Here is an 18,452-nt window from a genome sequence, read left to right on the forward strand (position 1 = left end):
TATAAATGTCAACCTATTTTAAAATAAAAGGTTACAAATTTGTAACGGCCGATTTAGAGTAAAAAAGAGACCAAGGGGTCTCTCTTTTCTTTTAACGCATGGTTACAAATTCTTCGGAGCCAGTTGGGTGGATAGCGACAGTAGCATCAAAGTCAGCTTTTGTAGCTCCCATCTTGATAGCAACTGCGAAACCTTGAATCATTTCATCAACGCCATAGCCGATACCATGAAGACCAACAACCTTTTCGTCTGCACTAGCTGTTACGAGCTTGAAGCGAGCTTCTTGACGGTGACTAGTAACGGCAGAATACATAGATGCAAATTTTGAAGTATAGACTTTAACGTTTTCTTGGCCGTACTCTTTGATAGCTTCTTCCTCAGTCAGACCGACTGTTCCGATTGCTGGGTGTGAGAAAACTACAGTGGGAATAGTCGTGTAGTCCATTTTAGCATTGGTTTTACCGTTGAAAAGTCTCTCGGATAGGGTACGACCTGCCTTGATAGCAACAGGAGTTAGTTCCTTTTCACCTGTGACATCTCCAAGAGCGTAGATACCGTTAACGACTGTGTTCTGGTATTCATCAACCTGGATAAAGCCGCGTTCATTGAGGGTAACGCCTGCTTTTTCCAGATTGAGTCCTTCAACGTTTGGACGGCGACCAGTTGCCCAGATAACTTGACTGGCAGTATGAGTGCTGCCATCTTCGAAATGAATGGTAATACCTTCTTCGGTTTTTTCAAGTTTTGCTGGAACCTTATGGGTGTGGAGGTTTAGTCCTGTATTTTCCATTTCCTGAACTAGACTCTCAACGATATAGCTATCAAATCCACGTAGCGGACGTTCACGACGGACAAATAAATCAGTCTGAACACCAAGTGTATGGAGTACACCAGCCAATTCGACAGCAATGTAACCAGCACCTAGAATAGCTACGGATTCAGGCAACTCTTCCCAGGCGAAGACATCATCTGAGCTACCACCTAGTTCAGCACCAGGAATAGCAGGAATATGAGGATGAGCTCCAGTCGCAATCACAATATGCTTAGCGTGGATCAACTCACCATTAACGCTGACAGTATGAGCATCGACAAACTCGGCACGTCCTTCAATCAAATCAACCCCGTTACGCTTGAAGCTTCCATCGTAAGAAGAACGAGCACGGTCAATATAGGCTTCACGATTCTTACGAAGAGTTGCATAATCAAATTCGTTCCCAGTATTTGTGAATCCATAGTCAGGTCCATATTTGTGGATACTCTCTGCAATTTGGGCTCCATACCACATGATTTTTTTAGGGACACAGCCGAGGTTGACACAAGTTCCACCTAATTTCTTTTCCTCAATAACTGCCGCCTTAGCACCATGTTCACCAGCACGATTCATGGTAGCAATTCCCCCGCTACCTCCTCCGATTGCGATAATATCATATTCTCTCATAAGAAAGCTCCTTTAGTTGTTTTCTAGTCATATTCTATCTTTTTTTGAAAGTCAATGCAAAAATCTGCTACGCTTAAATTTCTTAAGAAAATGCTTGCAAAAATAAAAAAGAAGTTGTATTATATAACTAACACAACAATAAAAGATTTGGCAATTATTTTTGGATGGTCAGAAAGCAATTGTCCATTTTTAGGACTTGTGCTATAATCTTAATATATGTTTATAAAAGAGGTATGATATGAAAAAGAAGTCAAAAGCTAAAAAATGGCCCCTATTTACAGCTATAGGAGTTACGTCAGTTCTTGTAGTAGGAGCAGCTGCTGTCCTTCTATTGAGACAACCAAATCAAGCTGCAACACAAGATGAAACTGCAAAAATCGTTCTTGCCAAAGAGGGATCAGTGGCTTCATCGGTTCTCTTATCTGGTACCGTAACAGCTCAAAATGAGCAATATGTTTATTATGATGCTAGTAAAGGTGACTTGGATGAGGTTTCGGTCTCTGTCGGAGATAAGGTAAGTGAAGGCCAAGCTCTTGTTAAGTATAGTAGTACTGAAGCTCAGGCTGCCTATGATGTTGCCAGTCGTGCAGTTGCGAAAGCTGACCGTCATATCAATGAATTGAATGAGGCTCGAAATACTGCTGCAGCAACACCTGTGCTCCCTCAAGCTGGGATTGAAGGCGCTACGAACCAAACCCAAGCACAATCTTCTACATCAGCTACATCTTCTATCGATTCACAAATCAGTGATGCGCGTGATGTTCGTGCAGACGCGGCAGCGCAACTTGAAAAAGCTCAAGCACAGTTGGATGCCGCTACAGTTTTGAGTACAGTAGAAGGTACGGTTGTTGAAGTTAATCGCAATGTTTCAAAATCTCCAACAGGAAATAGCCAAGTATTGGTACATATCGTTAGTAACGACAACTTGCAGGTCAAGGGAGAACTTTCTGAGTACAACCTTGCTAATCTATCTGTCGGCCAAGAGGTTACCTTTACTTCAAAGGTTTATCCAGATAAAACTTGGAATGGTAAGATTAGCTATATTTCAAATTATCCAAAGAACAGTAGTGAAGCAAGTAGTAGCTTAGCTGGTTCAAACACAGGTTCTAAATACCCATATACGGTCGATGTAACTAGTGAAATTGGTGATCTGAAACAAGGTTTTACTGTCAGTGTCGAAGTGAAAAGCATGAGTAAAGCATTGCTTGTTCCTATTACAAGTATCGTCATGGAAGAAGATAAAAACTATGTTTGGATTCTTGATGAAAATCAAAAGGCCAAAAAAGTTGAAGTTGGATTGGGCAATGCAGATGCAGAAAACCAAGAAATCACATCTGGTCTGACAGATGGAGCAAAAGTCATCAGTAATCCGACAGCTTCCTTGCAAGAAGGAAAAGAGGTGAAGACTGATGAAGCAACTAATTAGCCTCAAAAATATCTGCCGTAGTTATCGAAATGGTGATCAAGAGCTTCAAGTTCTCAAAGACATTAACCTTGAAGTTCACGAGGGAGAATTCGTGGCTATCATGGGACCATCTGGTTCTGGTAAGTCCACCCTCATGAATACCATCGGTATGTTGGATACCCCTACAAGTGGTCAGTATTTTCTAGATGGAAAAGAAGTAGCTGGTTTGGGTGAAAAACAATTAGCCAAGGTGCGAAATCAAGAGATTGGCTTTGTCTTTCAGCAATTCTTTCTCTTGTCCAAAATGAATGCTCTCCAGAATGTCGAACTTCCCTTGATTTATGCGGGAGTTTCAGCTTCAAAACGTCGCAAATTAGCAGAAGAGTATCTGGAAAAGGTTGAACTGACTGAGCGTAGCCATCACTTGCCATCGGAGTTGTCTGGGGGGCAGAAACAAAGGGTTGCCATTGCACGAGCTCTTGTCAACAATCCATCTATTATCTTGGCTGATGAGCCAACTGGAGCTCTGGATACCAAAACGGGTAATCAGATCATGCAACTCTTAGTTGAATTGAACAAAGAAGGAAAAACCATCATTATGGTAACGCATGAGCCTGAAATTGCCGCCTATGCCAAGCGTCAGATTGTCATCCGTGACGGTATCATTTCGTCTGACAGTGCTCAAGTAGAAAAGGAGGAAAACTAAGATGCAGAATCTGAAATTTGCCTTTTCATCCATTTTGGCCCACAAGATGCGTTCCTTCCTGACCATGATTGGGATTATCATCGGTGTTTCCTCAGTTGTCGTGATCATGGCCTTGGGTGACTCTATGTCTCGTCAGGTCAATAAAAACATGACCAAGTCTCAAAAAGACATCCATGTCTTTTTCTCACCTACCAAGAGTAAGGACGGTTCCTTTACACAAAGACAATCTGCACTGACCTTGTCTGGCGGTCAAGAAGATTTTGTTGAACCACCAAAACCTCAAGAATCTTGGGTTAAAGAAGCTGCCAAACTAAAAGGTGTGGACAGCTACTATGTAACCAACTCAGCCAATGTGACCTTGACTTATAAGGATAAAAAGGTCGAACACGCTAACATGACGGGTGGGAATGTCACCTATATGGATGCGGTCGAAAATGAAATTATTGCAGGTCGTGGACTTAAAGCACAAGATTATAAAGATTTTGCAAGTGTGATCATTTTAGATGAAGAGCTTGCCAATAGCCTTTTTGGTTCTGCAAAAGAAGCCCTCAACCAAATTGTTGAAGTAAATGAAATCAGTTACCGTGTTATTGGTGTTTACGCAAGTAAGGAAGCCAAGGCAGCCAAAGCATTTGGTGTTGGAGGACTACCAATCACTACCAATATTTCCTTGGCAGCTAATTTTAACACAGACGAGATTTCAAATATTGTCTTCCGTGTTAACGATACGAGCTTGACTCAGACTTTGGGTCCAGAGTTGGCAAGAAGAATGACAGAGATTGCAGGTCTTCAACAAGGGGAATATCAAGTTGCAGATGCGTCTGCTGCCTTCCAAGAAGTTCAACAACTCTTTGGCTTCATAACAACGATTATTAGTGCTATTGCAGGGATTTCCCTCTTTGTTGGTGGTACTGGTGTTATGAACATTATGCTTGTTTCTGTGACAGAGCGTACCCGTGAGATTGGTTTACGGAAAGCACTAGGAGCAACTCGGGGTAATATCCTAGTTCAGTTTTTGATTGAATCCATGATTTTAACCTTATTAGGTGGATTCGTTGGTCTACTGCTTGCTGCAGGGGTGACTATGCTTGCAGGGGTTCTTCTTCAAAACTTGATTGCAGGAATCGAAGTTGGTGTATCCATCCCAATCGCTCTCTTTAGTTTAGCTGTCTCAGCTAGTATCGGTATGATATTCGGTGTTCTACCAGCCAACAAAGCCTCTAAGCTTGATCCAATCGAAGCTCTTCGCTATGAATAATTTAAAAGATAAAAAAACGAGATAGACATTTGTCTGTCTTGTTTTTGTATGGATTTCTCTATCGAAAATCACTAAAAATGTGGTATAATGAAGTGTTAGAAAAACAGGTTTCATTAGCCTGGAAAGGAGATATTATGTCTGAAAAGAATTTTTATATTACAACACCGATTTACTATCCATCTGGTAAACTTCATATCGGTTCTGCCTACACAACTATCGCATGTGATGTCCTAGCACGTTACAAACGCCTGATGGGCTACGATGTCTTTTATCTGACTGGTCTTGATGAGCATGGTCAAAAGATTCAACAAAAAGCAGAAGAAGCTGGCATCACGCCTCAAGCCTATGTTGACGGAATGGCAGTTGGAGTTAAAGAACTCTGGAAATTGCTTGATATCTCATACGATAAATTCATCCGTACCACAGATGACTACCATGAAAAAGTAGTAGCACAAGTTTTTGAACGCTTGCTAGCTCAAGATGACATCTACTTAGGTGAATACTCTGGCTGGTACTCAGTATCCGATGAGGAATTCTTTACAGAAAGCCAACTTGCGGAAGTTTTCCGTGATGAAGATGGAAATGTGACGGGTGGTATCGCTCCATCAGGTCACGAGGTTGAATGGGTTTCAGAAGAGTCTTATTTCCTTCGCCTCAGCAAATACCAAGATCGCTTGGTCGAATTTTTCAAATCACATCCTGACTTCATCACTCCAGATGGTCGCCTTAATGAAATGTTGCGTAACTTCATTGAGCCAGGTTTGGAAGACTTAGCAGTATCTCGTACAACCTTTACCTGGGGTGTACCAGTCCCATCAAATCCGAAACACGTCGTCTACGTTTGGATCGATGCACTTCTTAACTATGCGACAGCTCTTGGTTATGGTCAAGATGAACATGGTAACTTTGATAAGTTCTGGAATGGAACAGTCTTCCATATGGTTGGGAAAGACATCCTTCGTTTCCACTCCATCTACTGGCCAATCCTTCTTATGATGTTGGATGTTAAATTGCCTGACCGTTTGATTGCCCACGGTTGGTTTGTCATGAAAGACGGCAAGATGTCTAAGTCTAAAGGGAATGTCGTTTATCCTGAAATGTTGGTAGAGCGCTATGGTCTCGATCCACTTCGTTACTACCTCATGCGTAGCCTTCCAGTTGGTTCAGATGGCACCTTCACTCCAGAGGACTATGTAGGTCGTATCAACTATGAATTGGCAAACGACCTTGGAAACCTCCTCAACCGTACGGTTTCAATGATTAACAAGTACTTTGATGGTCAAATCCCTGCCTATGTAGAAGGTGTAACAGACTTTGACAATGAACTTGCTCAAGTGGCAGAACAATCAATTGCTGACTACAATACCTACATGGAAGCAGTTGACTATCCACGTGCACTTGAAGCAGTCTGGACTCTTATCTCACGTACTAATAAATACATCGATGAGACAGCTCCATGGGTACTGGCTAAGGATGAAGCTCACCGTGACCAATTGGCAAGTGTGATGAGTCACTTGGCAGCTAGCCTTCGTGTCGTAGCTCACTTGATTGAGCCATTTATGATGGAAACCAGTCGTGCAGTCTTGACACAACTTGGTCTAGCAGAAGTTTCTAGCCTTGAGAACTTGAGCTTGGCTGATTTCCCTGCAGGTGTATCCGTAGTTGCCAAAGGAACACCAATCTTCCCACGTCTGGATATGGAAGAAGAAATCGCTTATATCAAGGAACAAATGGAAGGCAACAAGCCAGCAGTCGAAAAAGAATGGAATCCAGATGAAGTCGAACTCAAACTAAACAAGGAAGAAATCAAGTTTGAAGACTTTGACAAGGTTGAAATTCGTGTTGCTGAAGTAAAAGAAGTTTCTAAAGTAGAAGGTTCTGATAAGTTGCTTCAATTCCGCTTGGATGCTGGAGATGGTGAAGACCGTCAAATCCTTTCTGGTATTGCAAAATACTATCAAAACGAACAAGAATTGGTCGGTAAGAAAGTACAAATCGTTGCCAACCTCAAACCACGTAAAATGATGAAAAAATATGTCAGCCAAGGGATGATTCTCTCAGCTGAACATGATGGAAAATTAACCCTTCTAACAGTTGATCAAGCTGTACCAAACGGAAGTGTGATTGGCTAAGATTTAAAAAGAACCAGTTTAAACTGGTTCTTTTCTTTTGTAAGGTATCAGTTGATAAAAGTGGCATTCTACTTTATAATGAAGAAAAACGGAGGAAATTGCCATGAAATATATTCCATTTGGTCAAGAGAAAAGAGAATTGTCCGAAATCGTTCTAGGCATGATGCGAATCAGTGACAAGTCGGTTAAAGAGGTTGAGGAGTTGGTTGAAACAGCCCTATCTGTAGGAATCAATGCCTTTGACTTGGCAGATATCTACGGTGGAGGTCGTTGCGAAGAATTACTGGGTCAAGTGTTAAAGCATCGTCCTGACCTGCGAGAAAAGATGTGGATCCAGTCCAAGTGTGGCATTCGCATAGAAGAATTTACCTATTTTGATTTTTCAAAAGATTATATTTTAGAATCAGTAGACGGGATTCTAAAAAGATTGCAGGTTGATTATCTAGATAGCTTGATTCTCCATCGTCCAGATGCTTTGATGGAAGCTGATCAAGTGGCCCAAGCCTTTGAAATTCTACACAAATCAGGTAAAGTTCGAGACTTCGGTGTGTCCAATCAAAATCCTATGATGATGGAATTACTGAAGAAAGAGGTCAAACAACCTTTATCTATCAATCAATTACAACTAAGCGCAGCTTTCACGCCAGGATTTGAATCAGGTTTCCATGTCAATATGGAAGGTGACAAGGCAGCTTTGCGTGATGGTAGCGTCTTTGAATACTGCAAATTAAATGACATGGTTATTCAGGCCTGGTCAGTCTTGCAGTTCGGATATTTCAAAGGGAATTTTGTCGGCAATGAGAAGTTTCAACAACTAAACCAAGTCCTAAATCGATTAGCCTTAAAATACGGTGTGAGCCCTTCAGCTATTGCTATCGCTTGGGTGTTACGCTATCCAGCTAAGATGCAGGCAGTAGTAGGAACAACTAACCCTAAACATTTGATAGAAGCAAGCCAAGCAAGTAATGTTAACCTAACTCGAAAAGAATGGTATGAGATTTACCTCGCAGCAGGGAATGATTTGCCATAGGAAAAAATGCATTTTAAGAAATCACAGTCAAAAAGCCGTTGCAAAACGGTTTTTTGTTATAATAAAACAAGAGAACTATTAAGGAGAGAAACATGACATTTGAAGAAATCCTGCCTGGATTAAAGGCAAAAAAGAAATACGTGCGTATTGGCTGGGGTGGAGCTGAAAACTATGTGCAGCTTTTTGATACCATCGAGCAAAATGGCGTCGCCCTTGAAGTGACACCCTATTTCCTCATCAACGTATCTGGTGAAGGGGAAGGTTTTTCTATGTGGAGTCCAACTCCTTGTGATGTCTTAGCGACGGATTGGGTGGAAGTACATGACTAAACGGGTCTTGATTACAGGCGTGAGCTCAGGGATTGGTCTGGCGCAAGCTCGACTCTTTTTAGAAAAAAGTTATCAGGTTTTTGGAGTGGATCAGGTAGCGGATCCTCAGTTGCCAGGCGATTTTCACTTCTTACAGCGAGACTTAACCTTGGATTTGACACCAATCTTCGACTGGTGCCCTCAGGTGGATGTTCTCTGCAATACGGCTGGAGTCTTGGATGCTTACAAACCGCTTCTTGAGCAAAGCGCTCAGGAGATTCAGGAGGTTTTTGAAATCAACTATGTGACTCCGGTAGAGCTGACACGGCATTGTCTGACTAAAATGTTGGAGAAGAAGCAAGGGATCATTATCAATATGTGTTCCATTGCTTCTAGCCTAGCAGGAGGTGGCGGTCACGCTTATACTTCCTCCAAGCATGCTTTAGCAGGCTTTACCAAGCAGCTGGCTCTAGACTATGCTGAAGATGGAATTCAGGTCTTTGGGATCGCTCCAGGTGCTGTCAAGACTGGCATGACTGCTGCGGACTTTGAACCCGGTGGCTTAGCAGACTGGGTAGCTAGTGAAACGCCTATCAAACGCTGGATTGAGCCAAGTGAAATAGCTGAAGTTAGCCTCTTTTTAGCAAGTGGAAAAGCAAGCGCCATGCAAGGACAAATCTTGACTATTGATGGTGGCTGGAGCTTGAAGTAGGAGAATCTGATGGAAATCAAACACCGCTTTTTGTGTCTATGGTGTTTGCTATGAGAATGGGAAATTACTCTGCATTGAGAAAACGATAGGTCCGTATCAACACCGTTACAATCCACCTGGTGGTAGCTAGAAACTAGGATAAGGCAGAGTTACGAAGATTTCCAGAATTAGAACTGACAAGCTATAGAAATTGGAAGGTGAATGATGAGAAATCAACTAGCTCTTAGTGGCGAAAAAATTGTTGAAAAAGTTTATCCCCATTTATTGCACCACGTCGGCTTGATTCGTGGGGAATACTTGTTGAGAGAGCTCAACCAAAACATCCTGTTACCAAGTTGTCAGCAATTTGTAAAAGATTATCTAGACACTATTTGCCATTTATACTCAGATGAAGAAGTCTGGTATCGTTTTTCAGAGTTAACAAATGCAGAAGCAAATAGTCTAGACGGGACTAAAGAGTATTTTGACGAACGCCACCCATTATTTGGATATAGAGGGACTAGGCGTTTATTGGCGTGTCCAGATGAATTACAGGCTGAGGCACATGTCGTTACAGAAGTTTATCAAACCAATCCCAATCTGTCTGTTATTTTTCCTTTTGTGAATGATGCTGAACAGTTAAAACAAGCTATTAGGGTATTGCGCCAGCATGGTTTTACTGGAAAAGTTGGAACAATGATTGAATTGCCGTCAGCTTATTTTGACTTGGACAGGATACTGGAAACTGGTATTTCAAAGATTGTAGTGGGAATGAATGATTTGACTTCATTTATTTTTGCGACTATAAGAAACAGTCAATGGCATGATATGGAAAATCCCATTATGTTAGAAATGCTGGGACAGATGCAGGATAAAGCAAGGATGAAAAAGATAAATTTCGCTGTAGCAGGCTATCTGAATCCTTCTTTCATACAAAAAATGAATCAGATGGGGATTGAGTGCATTATCCACTACAGTTCTATTCCGGAGATTTTTAATTTAGAGATTGACCATCCAGATCATCTCAAATGTGTAAAAGAAGAAAGTAAAAAAATACAAAGGAGCAACCCATGACACCTCAAGAAATGTGGAATGCCTACAAGCAAATTAACCCCTCTATCGGAGATGAGATAGACGATTGGGCTTTTGGAGTGGCCCCAGACCTTTTGGCAGATTTGGTACTAAGAGGCGAAAAGACAGCAACTGCTTCAGCTTACGATCTTTACGCTCTAGAGGACGAACCCCTTCCACAAGAAGGGACCTTTGATATTATTTTAGACAGCCAAGACCAGGCTGTCTGCATTGTCGAAATTACAAAGGTTTCTGTTCAGCCTTTCTATCAAGTGTCAGCCGACCATGCCTACAAGGAAGGTGAGGGAGACAAATCTCTAGCTTATTGGCGTCAGGTTCATGAAGACTTTTTCAAAGACTGCTTTGGAGAAGCAGGTCTGACGTTTACACCTGACAGCAAGGTTGTTTTAGAAGAATTTCGCAAGGTTTACCCTCTATAGACTGCTATAAGAAAGAAAGTTTTGGGAATCATTGTCCAGGGCTTTTTTCAATCTATCAAGTGAAGTTGTGGATAAAGTATTTCAAAGATGTTTATCTTTTGAATCCCTATTCAGTCACTTTTACATTGGTTGATTATTTTTCGAAAAAAAAGAGAGAGCGTTGCTCTCTCTTCTTTATAGAAAATTATCTAATATTATTTAGAAAATTTGCGTTTCATGATTACAGTACCTGACAAGATTACCACACCTGCCAATACAAGTACTAGGCTTGTAGCTTCACCAGTAAATGGAAGAGTTGGTCCTTCTTCTGTTGTAGTTGAACGACCTGGTTCTGGAGTTGTAGTTGTTCTACCAGCACCATCTCCATCTCCGTTTCCTGGACGACCTGGTTCTTCAGTAGTAGTGGTTGTTGTAGTTGTTGTAGTGCCACCGTCACCACCACCGTTTCCATTATTTGGAACATATGGGTAAGGCGGTGTAGTTGGTTCTGGTGTTGTAGTAGTTGTAGTAGTAGTTGTAGTTGTAGGAGCTTCAGTAGACTTAGGAGCCTCAGTAGTTGTTGAAGCTACAGTAGTTGTAGGAGCCTCAGTAGTTGTTGAAGCTGCAGTAGTTGTAGGAGCCTCAGTAGTTGTTGAAGCTACAGTAGTTGTAGGAGCCTCAGTAGTTGTTGAAGCTGCAGTAGTTGTTGAAGCTGCAGTAGTTGTAGGAGCCTCAGTAGTTGTAGGAGCCTCAGTAGTTGTTGAAGCTGCAGTAGTTGTTGAAGCTGCAGTAGTTGTTGAAGCTGCAGTAGTTGTAGGAGCCTCAGTAGTTGTAGGAGCCTCAGTAGTTGTTGAAGCTGCAGTAGTTGTAGGAGCCTCAGTAGTTGTTGGGGCCTCAGTAGTTGTTGGGGCCTCAGTAGTTGTTGGGGTTGCAGTAGTTGTTGGAGCTGCAGTAGTTGTAGGAGCCTCAGTCGTTGTTGTAGTAGTTGGTTTGTTTGATGTGTTGACGACCTTAATCACGTTTGCATCATCAATTTTTTCAACTTTAGAAGTATAACCTTCAGGTGTATTTGTTTCCACTACTGAGTACTCAATCTTCTTACCGTCTTTGATACCTGGTAATTTAGTAAATTCTGCTTTCCAACCAGTAGCTTTTGTAAGAGTTTGTGTCAACCCTTCTAAGGCTTGGCCGTCAGCATACAATTGAACAGTAATATCTTTACGGTCAGCTTCTTCGTCACCAACCCATTCTTTCTGAACGGTCACAGTTGTGTCACCAGAAACCCAGAATTTCAACTCATTGTTGTTCCAGAAGGCTGGGTCTGTTTGAGGTGTTGTGATTTCATCTGAAGTCAAGGTAGCGTTGTTATCGATACGGATAGTTGTCTTAGGAATGATTGTTTGGTATTCAACGATCAATTCATCGCTAGACGATGTTTTAAATACATCACTGACATCAGATAAGTTTACAGTGAATCCATTGCCATCTGCATCGAATTTCACATGTTTCCAGAAATCCCAACCAGAAGCAACTACTTGTCCACCTTTTCTTAATGTGAATGATGGTTTCAAGTAAGTTCCCACGAAGAATTCACTTGCAGCGTGATTGGCAGCAGGAGCAAAAGTGATTTTTGAGTAATCTACAGCTGGAGCTTGGATTTTATCTGATACAACTGGGTTTGTGATGGCTTGTTTTTTGCCATCTCCGTTGATACGGATGAACCATTTTGTTAGATAGTAGTCATCTCCAACATTCATCCAAGCATAGTTTTCAGAAACATCCAATTTGAATGTCTTAGATACATAGTCACCTGTAAGGTTGTATTTATTCAAGACTGATTCAAATACGCCAGGTCCATCAGGGCGTGTAATGATGACAGATTCTGAACCGACTTTAGAAGTGGCGGTCTTGTTTCCAGGATTTCCTGGAGTGCTATCCCACACTGCTCGGTATTGGAATCCACCCTTAACATTTTGGTTCATGGCTTCGATTGCTTTTTTAAAAGTAAAAGTAATCTTCTTGTTTGTCATTGACAAGGTAGCTACTTCAGCACCGTTGGCTTGAAGTGATTGCGTTGCGAGTTCTGTGATATTTAAACCTTCGGGAGCGTCGATGGTAAAAGTATCTCCTTCTTTAACAGATTTACCTGTTAAATCCCAGTCAAAAGAAAATGTGACCTTTTGACCAGATGTATCTGCTTTAAGGTGTGTAATAGTGGGAGTGACAGTTGCTGCAGAAACTGGCTTGATGATTGACAAACCAAGAGCAACTACACTGAACATTGCTACAAACGCGAATAATTTTTTATAGAAAGTTTTCACTTGTTCCTCCATTCCTTTCTTCCATAAAATCTTCTTGTTTGGTAATAATACCCAAAATGTTGATTGGTATCATTTAATAAGATTGACAGTCCCATTCTGACGAAAAATCCTTTCTTTATTGCAGTTTACTCCAGCTCCATTGAAGATAAATTAATGCAATAGTTTTAAGACTCCGTATGTTATTAACTAATTTACATTTAGAGTGACTTTTTAACGTAAAAGGGATTTTCTGCTAGTTTATTTCATGGACGTGAATCCAATATTTAAAAAATAACCAATGAATTTTTTAAATATTGGATTCACTTCTGAAGAAAACTAATATTAGAAGTGCAATATATTAAAAAAACATAATGATTGTCATAGATTAAGTATTAATATACCAAACACACTAATTTTAGCACTAACGTATGCATTAGTCAACGAAATAGGTGCGAATTTCCTATAAATTTTGGAGTCTTTTGACTTTTTTTGACAAAATACCAAAACAGGCTTAAAATATAGAAATTCTAGGTGTTAACAAAACTATTTTCTTATTATTTTGGTTAAAAAAGATAATAATTATATAAATGAACTTTCAAAGCTTTTTTCTGACTTAAAATATGATAAAATAGGTATGTTTGAACTAGAGCATTCGCTCAGAAATTTAGAATAGGAGAATATGATGCAAGCAGTAGAACATTATATCGAAACATTTGTTCCTGAACATTATGATTTATTTTTAGACTTGAGTCGTGAGACCAAGACGTTTTCAGGAAAAGTAACCATTACTGGTCAAGCTAAAAGTGACCGTATTTCCCTTCACCAAAAAGACTTGGAGATTGCTTCTGTTGAAGTAGCAGGGCAAGCTCGTCCATTTACAGTTGATAATGAAAACGAAGCTCTTCATATCGAACTTGCGCAAGCAGGTCAAGTCGAATTGGTTCTTGCTTTTTCAGGTAAAATTACTGACAACATGACAGGAATCTACCCATCTTACTACACAGTTGATGGAGTGAAGAAGGAAGTCTTATCAACTCAGTTTGAAAGCCACTTTGCTCGTGAGGCCTTTCCATGTGTGGATGAGCCAGAAGCAAAAGCAACCTTTGACCTTTCTCTTCGTTTTGATCAAGAAGAAGGCGAATTGGCCTTGTCAAATATGCCTGAGATTGATGTTGAGAATCGCAAAGAAACTGATATCTGGAAATTTGAGACAACACCTCGTATGTCTTCTTACTTGTTAGCTTTCGCGGCTGGAGACTTGCAAGGCGTTACCGCAAAAACTAAAAATGGTACTTTGGTAGGTGTCTACTCAACCAAAGCACATCCACTTTCTAACCTTGAATTCTCACTAGACATCGCTGTTCGTTCGATTGAATTCTACGAAGACTACTATGGTGTCAAATATCCAATTCCTCAATCTCTTCATATCGCCCTTCCTGACTTCTCATCTGGTGCTATGGAAAACTGGGGTCTTGTCACTTACCGTGAAGTTTACTTGATTGTGGACGAAAACTCAACCTTTGCCAGCCGTCAACAAGTTGCTCTTGTCATTGCCCATGAGCTTGCTCACCAATGGTTTGGTAACCTTGTGACTATGAAGTGGTGGGATGACCTTTGGCTCAATGAAAGCTTCGCGAACATGATGGAATATGTCTGTGTGGACGCCATCGAGCCAAGCTGGAATATCTTTGAAGACTTCCAAACAAGTGGTGTTCCTTCAGCTCTTAAACGTGATGCGACAGATGGTGTTCAGTCAGTTCACGTAGAAGTAACTCATCCAGACGAAATCAATACTCTCTTTGATCCAGCTATTGTCTACGCCAAGGGTAGCCGTCTCATGCACATGCTTCGTCGTTGGCTAGGAGATGCTGATTTTGCTAAAGGTTTAGGTGCCTACTTTGAAAAACACAAATACGGAAATACCATTGGTCGTGACTTATGGAATGCTCTTGGTCAAGCATCGGGTCGTGACGTAGCAGCCTTTATGGATTCTTGGTTGGAGCAACCTGGTTATCCAGTCTTGACTGTTAAAGTTGAAAACGATGTATTGAAGATTTCACAAAAACAATTCTTCATCGGTGAACACGAAGATAAGAACCGTCTCTGGGTAGTGCCACTCAACAGCAACTGGAAAGGTTTGCCAGATACACTCGAAACTGAAAGTATTGAGATTCCTGGCTACGCTGCTTTGCTTGCTGAAAACAAAACAGCCCTTCGACTCAACACTGAAAATACAGCCCACTACATTACAGACTATCAAGGTGAATTGCTGGATGCTATCCTTTCAGAATTAGTAGAACTTGATAATACAAGCAAACTTCAAATCGTCCAAGAACGTCGTTTGTTGGCTGAAGCTGGTCATATTTCATTTGCTGACTTGCTTCCAGTTGTGGATCAATTGGCACAAGAAGAATCTTACCTAGTTGTTGCAGCAGTTTCTCAAGTTATTTCAGCTCTTGAACGCTTTATCGATGAAGGAACTGAAACTGAGAAAGCCTTTAAAGCACTTGTTGCGAAACTTGCTCGTTACAACTACGACCGCCTTGGATTTGAAGCAAAAGACGGAGAAGCTGATGAGGATGAATTGGTTCGTCAATTGACAATTTCTATGATGATTCGCTCAAATGATGAGGGAGCCAGCCAAGTTGCTAGTCAAATCTTTGCAGCTCATAAGGACAATCTTGCAGGACTTCCAGCGGCTATCCGCTCACAAGTTCTCATCAATGAAATGAAACATCATGAGACCAAAGACTTGGTAGCTCTATACCTTGACCTCTATACAAATGCTACAGATGCAGTCTTTAAACGCCAGTTGGCTGCTGCTCTATCATATAGTACAGATGCAGAAAATATCCAAACGCTTCTTGCAACTTGGAAGGATAAATTTATCGTCAAACCACAAGACCTTGCATTGTGGTACCTACACTTCCTTGGACACAAGGCCACTCAAGAAACAGCTTGGACATGGGCGCGTGAAAACTGGGATTGGGTTAAGGGAGCTCTTGGTGGAGACATGAGCTTTGATCGATTCGTCATCTACCCTTCTAATATCTTTAAAACTGAAGAACGCTTGGCAGAATATAAAGCCTTCTTTGAACCACAAGTTTCTGACCTAGCACTTAGCCGTAATATCCGCATGGGTATCAAGGATATCGCAGCTCGCGTTGAATTGATTAAGAGTGAAAAAGCAGCAGTTGAAGCAGCAGTTGCAGAATATAGCAAAGCTTAAAATCATTCAAGTTTAAATAGATGAAAAAAACTCAACTTTCTCTTAGAAAAACAAGGAAAGTTGAGTTTTTTTTAAGATATTTTTGTTATAATAAGCTTAATAAGGAGGAATTTTTGATGATCAAAATTCTATTAGTGGAAGATGACCTAGGCCTGTCAAATTCTGTCTTTGATTTCTTGGATGATTTTGCTGATGTCATGCAGGTTTTTGATGGAGAAGAAGGTCTTTATGAGGCTGAAAGTGGCGTCTATGACTTGATTCTATTGGACTTGATGTTACCAGAAAAAAATGGTTTCCAAGTCTTAAAAGAACTACGTGAAAAAGGTGTTTCGACTCCTGTTCTCATTATGACAGCTAAGGAAAGTCTTGATGACAAAGGACATGGCTTTGAGCTGGGAGCAGATGACTATCTAACCAAACCATTTTATCTAGAAGAACTCAAGATGCGTATTCAGGCACTTCTCAAACGCTCAGGGAAATTTAACGAAAATACCTTAACGTACGGTGATTTGACAGTCAATCTATCTACTAATGAAGTTAAGGTTCAAGATGCCTCTGTTGAGCTGCTTGGTAAAGAATTTGAACTCTTGGTCTATTTCCTCCAAAACCAAAATGTCATCTTACCAAAAACCCAAATCTTTGACCGTTTATGGGGATTTGACAGTGACACAACCATTTCCGTTGTAGAAGTTTATGTATCAAAAGTTCGTAAGAAATTGAAAGGTTCAGCCTTTGCTGAAAATCTCCAAACTTTGCGTAGTGTTGGGTATATTTTAAAACATGTTTAAGAAATTAAAAAAGAATTGGTACGCAGAAGATTTTAGCTACTTTATCCGTAATTTTGGTGTTTTCACCCTAATTTTCTCTGCCATGACCTTGATTATCTTGCAGGTTATGCACTCCAGTCTCTACACATCAGTGGATGAGAAACTGCTATCTCTCAGCAACAATCCTCAGGACATCATTCAATTGGCCGTCAATCGTGCAACTGAAGACGTTAAGGATTTAGATAGTGGCAGTGTCGCTTCAGCATCTGATAAAAAGCCAAATGTGAGTTCCAATACTGAAGTGATTTTGCTAGATTCAAATTTGAATCAATTAGTGACTGGCAATCGCTTTTTGGGATTAGACAGAATAACTTTCAATAAAAAGGATTTAAACCATATCCGACAACTTCATGTTGTGAATAGCTACGGCCAGGATGAGATTTATCGGGTGGTCTTAACGGAAATGAATATTGATTCTGTTTCGACTAATATTAAGTATGCTGCTGTCTTGATCAATACTAGTCAGTTAGAACAGATTAGTCAAAACCACGAACAGTTGATTGTGGTGGTCATGGCAAGTTTCTGGATTCTATCTATCTTAGCCAGTCTCTATCTTGCACGTGTCAGTGTTAAACCCTTACTTGAAAGTATGCAAAAGCAGAAAAGTTTTGTGGAAAATGCCAGTCATGAATTACGGACTCCGTTGGCAGTTCTTCAGAACCGTCTGGAAACTCTTTTTAGAAAACCAGAGGCGACTATTATGGAGTCAAGTGAGAGCATCGCTTCTAGTTTGGAAGAAGTTCGAAATATGAAGTTTTTAACGACTAACCTTCTCAATCTGGCACGTAGAGATGATGGAATCAAGCCTGAGTTTGGAGAGGTAAAGCCAGACTTCTTTAATACAACCTTTACTAACTATGAGATGATTGCGTCCGAGAATAATCGTGTTTTTCGTTTCCAAAATCGTGTTCATCGCACCATTATCACAGATAAACTCCTCCTCAAGCAATTGATGACCATTCTGTTTGACAATGCGGTCAAGTATACAGAAGAAGAAGGAGATATATATTTTGAGATTTCAACGAAAGAACGAAGCCTCTATCTAACGGTAGCTGATAATGGGATCGGTATTTCTGCAGCCGATAAAAAGAAAATCTTTGATCGTTTTTATCGTGTGGATAAGGCACGTACACGGCAAAAGGGTGGTTTCGGTTTAGGCTTGTCTTTAGCTAAGCAGATCGTCGATGCCTTAAAAGGCTCTATCAGTGTGAAAGATAACAAACCTAACGGAACAATTTTTGAAGTCAAGATAGCTATCACAACACCATCAAAACGAAAGAATAAATAAAAAAACCTTCGATTCATCGAAGGTTTTTATTTGAATTTTTTCTTGATAAAAGTGCGCTGAAATTGTAAAGCTACAAGACTGAGGCCGATAGCCAAAGCAAATGATAAAACAGTGTTCAATTTAAGCGATAAGAACATAAAACTAAAGATAGCTAAAAAGATACAGAAGCAAGCAATGTTTACAAAAAATAGGACTTCCTTTACACTAGCAACAGAAGTATTTTCTGGAACATAATCTTGAAACTGAGCAGTTTTTATACTCTCTTGTTCTAACTCATACGGGTGTAGTTTTCTTGCGGGCATATTTCTCTCCTTAACAGTACATTACTATTTTATCATTTTTTAAAGAGA

The 18,452-nt window shown here is 40.5% G+C and carries 15 protein-coding genes and 1 pseudogene; 13 read left to right on the forward strand and 3 right to left on the reverse strand.

Annotation, left to right across the window (positions count from 1 at the left end; all coding sequences use genetic code 11):
- Nucleotides 1-91: 91 nt before the first annotated feature.
- Nucleotides 92-1,438: a glutathione-disulfide reductase gene (gene gor / locus ACLNCS_RS03685; protein ID WP_424847248.1), complete on the reverse strand. Its 1,347-nt coding sequence runs from the start codon at nt 1,436-1,438 to the stop codon at nt 92-94.
- A 238-nt stretch (nt 1,439-1,676) separates the two neighbouring features.
- On the opposite strand from gor, the gene ACLNCS_RS03690 reads away from it, so the two are divergent.
- The 10 genes and pseudogenes from ACLNCS_RS03690 (at nt 1,677) to ACLNCS_RS03735 (ending at nt 10,479) form a co-directional block, all read left to right on the forward strand.
- Complete coding sequence (locus tag ACLNCS_RS03690; protein WP_424847250.1) at nt 1,677-2,864, forward strand: efflux RND transporter periplasmic adaptor subunit; 1,188 nt, start codon at nt 1,677-1,679, stop codon at nt 2,862-2,864.
- Nucleotides 2,848-3,549, forward strand: coding sequence for an ABC transporter ATP-binding protein (locus ACLNCS_RS03695; RefSeq protein ID WP_004253086.1), 702 nt, complete (start codon nt 2,848-2,850; stop codon nt 3,547-3,549). Before ACLNCS_RS03690 ends, ACLNCS_RS03695 begins: the two co-directional genes overlap by 17 nt.
- Nucleotide 3,550: 1 nt before the next feature.
- Nucleotides 3,551-4,807 carry an ABC transporter permease gene (locus ACLNCS_RS03700; protein WP_004253087.1) on the forward strand — a complete coding sequence of 419 codons (1,257 nt, stop codon included), beginning with the start codon at nt 3,551-3,553 and terminating at the stop codon, nt 4,805-4,807.
- Nucleotides 4,808-4,941: 134 nt separating this feature from the next.
- Entirely contained in the window at nt 4,942-6,939 is a 1,998-nt protein-coding gene (gene metG / locus ACLNCS_RS03705; protein ID WP_004253089.1) for a methionine--tRNA ligase, read from the forward strand.
- A gap of 103 nt (nt 6,940-7,042) precedes the next feature.
- A complete protein-coding gene (locus tag ACLNCS_RS03710) occupies nt 7,043-7,969 on the forward strand; it encodes an aldo/keto reductase (protein WP_424847253.1) in 927 nt (308 codons plus the stop codon).
- Between the two features lie 92 nt (nt 7,970-8,061).
- Nucleotides 8,062-8,298: a DUF2829 domain-containing protein gene (locus tag ACLNCS_RS03715; RefSeq protein ID WP_000141907.1), complete on the forward strand. Its 237-nt coding sequence runs from the start codon at nt 8,062-8,064 to the stop codon at nt 8,296-8,298.
- Nucleotides 8,291-8,989, forward strand: a complete 699-nt coding sequence (locus ACLNCS_RS03720; RefSeq protein ID WP_004253094.1) for a 3-oxoacyl-ACP reductase — start codon at nt 8,291-8,293, stop codon at nt 8,987-8,989. The genes ACLNCS_RS03715 and ACLNCS_RS03720 overlap by 8 nt, the downstream gene beginning before the upstream one ends.
- Before the next feature lie 9 nt (nt 8,990-8,998).
- Nucleotides 8,999-9,116 (forward strand): annotated as a pseudogene (locus tag ACLNCS_RS03725) (NUDIX hydrolase); the annotation flags it as partial.
- A 77-nt stretch (nt 9,117-9,193) separates the two neighbouring features.
- Nucleotides 9,194-10,042 (forward strand): putative PEP-binding protein, encoded by an 849-nt coding sequence (locus ACLNCS_RS03730; RefSeq protein WP_004253096.1) that lies wholly within the window; start codon nt 9,194-9,196, stop codon nt 10,040-10,042.
- A complete protein-coding gene (locus tag ACLNCS_RS03735; RefSeq protein ID WP_424847256.1) occupies nt 10,039-10,479 on the forward strand; it encodes an ASCH domain-containing protein in 441 nt (146 codons plus the stop codon). The genes ACLNCS_RS03730 and ACLNCS_RS03735 overlap by 4 nt, the downstream gene beginning before the upstream one ends.
- Before the next feature lie 194 nt (nt 10,480-10,673).
- On the opposite strand, the gene ACLNCS_RS03740 is transcribed toward ACLNCS_RS03735, so the two are convergent.
- Nucleotides 10,674-12,791, reverse strand: coding sequence for a Cna B-type domain-containing protein (locus tag ACLNCS_RS03740; RefSeq protein ID WP_424847258.1), 2,118 nt, complete (start codon nt 12,789-12,791; stop codon nt 10,674-10,676).
- 649 nt (nt 12,792-13,440) lie between these two features.
- Here ACLNCS_RS03740 and ACLNCS_RS03745 point away from each other — a divergent pair.
- The 3 genes from ACLNCS_RS03745 (at nt 13,441) to ACLNCS_RS03755 (ending at nt 18,102) form a co-directional block, all read left to right on the forward strand.
- The gene (locus ACLNCS_RS03745) at nt 13,441-15,987 is read left to right on the forward strand and encodes a M1 family metallopeptidase (protein WP_424847260.1); all 2,547 of its coding nucleotides are present in this window, start codon (nt 13,441-13,443) and stop codon (nt 15,985-15,987) included.
- 116 nt (nt 15,988-16,103) lie between these two features.
- Nucleotides 16,104-16,775, forward strand: coding sequence for a response regulator transcription factor (locus ACLNCS_RS03750; protein ID WP_004253103.1), 672 nt, complete (start codon nt 16,104-16,106; stop codon nt 16,773-16,775).
- Complete coding sequence (locus tag ACLNCS_RS03755; protein ID WP_424847263.1) at nt 16,768-18,102, forward strand: sensor histidine kinase; 1,335 nt, start codon at nt 16,768-16,770, stop codon at nt 18,100-18,102. The genes ACLNCS_RS03750 and ACLNCS_RS03755 overlap by 8 nt, the downstream gene beginning before the upstream one ends.
- Before the next feature lie 26 nt (nt 18,103-18,128).
- Here the strand turns inward: ACLNCS_RS03755 and ACLNCS_RS03760 are convergent, their stop codons facing one another.
- Nucleotides 18,129-18,404 (reverse strand): DUF3270 family protein, encoded by a 276-nt coding sequence (locus tag ACLNCS_RS03760; protein ID WP_414268043.1) that lies wholly within the window; start codon nt 18,402-18,404, stop codon nt 18,129-18,131.
- Nucleotides 18,405-18,452 lie beyond the last annotated feature (48 nt).

The sequence above is a fragment of the Streptococcus sp. CL9.43 genome (genome assembly GCF_049737935.1).
Lineage (GTDB): Bacteria > Bacillota > Bacilli > Lactobacillales > Streptococcaceae > Streptococcus > Streptococcus infantis_I.

Bases quoted from the DNA above. Each gene is read 5' to 3' on its own strand.
- ACLNCS_RS03715 (WP_000141907.1), top strand. From the start codon at position 8,062: ATGACATTTGAAGAAATCCTGCCTGGATTAAAGGCAAAAAAGAAATAC.
- ACLNCS_RS03720 (WP_004253094.1), top strand. From the start codon at position 8,291: ATGACTAAACGGGTCTTGATTACAGGCGTGAGCTCAGGGATTGGTCTG.
- ACLNCS_RS03710 (WP_424847253.1), top strand. From the start codon at position 7,043: ATGAAATATATTCCATTTGGTCAAGAGAAAAGAGAATTGTCCGAAATC.
- ACLNCS_RS03690 (WP_424847250.1), top strand. From the start codon at position 1,677: ATGAAAAAGAAGTCAAAAGCTAAAAAATGGCCCCTATTTACAGCTATA.
- ACLNCS_RS03745 (WP_424847260.1), top strand. From the start codon at position 13,441: ATGCAAGCAGTAGAACATTATATCGAAACATTTGTTCCTGAACATTAT.
- ACLNCS_RS03735 (WP_424847256.1), top strand. From the start codon at position 10,039: ATGACACCTCAAGAAATGTGGAATGCCTACAAGCAAATTAACCCCTCT.
- ACLNCS_RS03760 (WP_414268043.1), bottom strand. From the start codon at position 18,404: ATGCCCGCAAGAAAACTACACCCGTATGAGTTAGAACAAGAGAGTATA.
- ACLNCS_RS03695 (WP_004253086.1), top strand. From the start codon at position 2,848: ATGAAGCAACTAATTAGCCTCAAAAATATCTGCCGTAGTTATCGAAAT.
- ACLNCS_RS03730 (WP_004253096.1), top strand. From the start codon at position 9,194: ATGAGAAATCAACTAGCTCTTAGTGGCGAAAAAATTGTTGAAAAAGTT.
- ACLNCS_RS03700 (WP_004253087.1), top strand. From the start codon at position 3,551: ATGCAGAATCTGAAATTTGCCTTTTCATCCATTTTGGCCCACAAGATG.
- ACLNCS_RS03750 (WP_004253103.1), top strand. From the start codon at position 16,104: ATGATCAAAATTCTATTAGTGGAAGATGACCTAGGCCTGTCAAATTCT.
- ACLNCS_RS03740 (WP_424847258.1), bottom strand. From the start codon at position 12,791: ATGGAGGAACAAGTGAAAACTTTCTATAAAAAATTATTCGCGTTTGTA.
- ACLNCS_RS03755 (WP_424847263.1), top strand. From the start codon at position 16,768: ATGTTTAAGAAATTAAAAAAGAATTGGTACGCAGAAGATTTTAGCTAC.
- gor (WP_424847248.1), bottom strand. From the start codon at position 1,438: ATGAGAGAATATGATATTATCGCAATCGGAGGAGGTAGCGGGGGAATT.
- metG (WP_004253089.1), top strand. From the start codon at position 4,942: ATGTCTGAAAAGAATTTTTATATTACAACACCGATTTACTATCCATCT.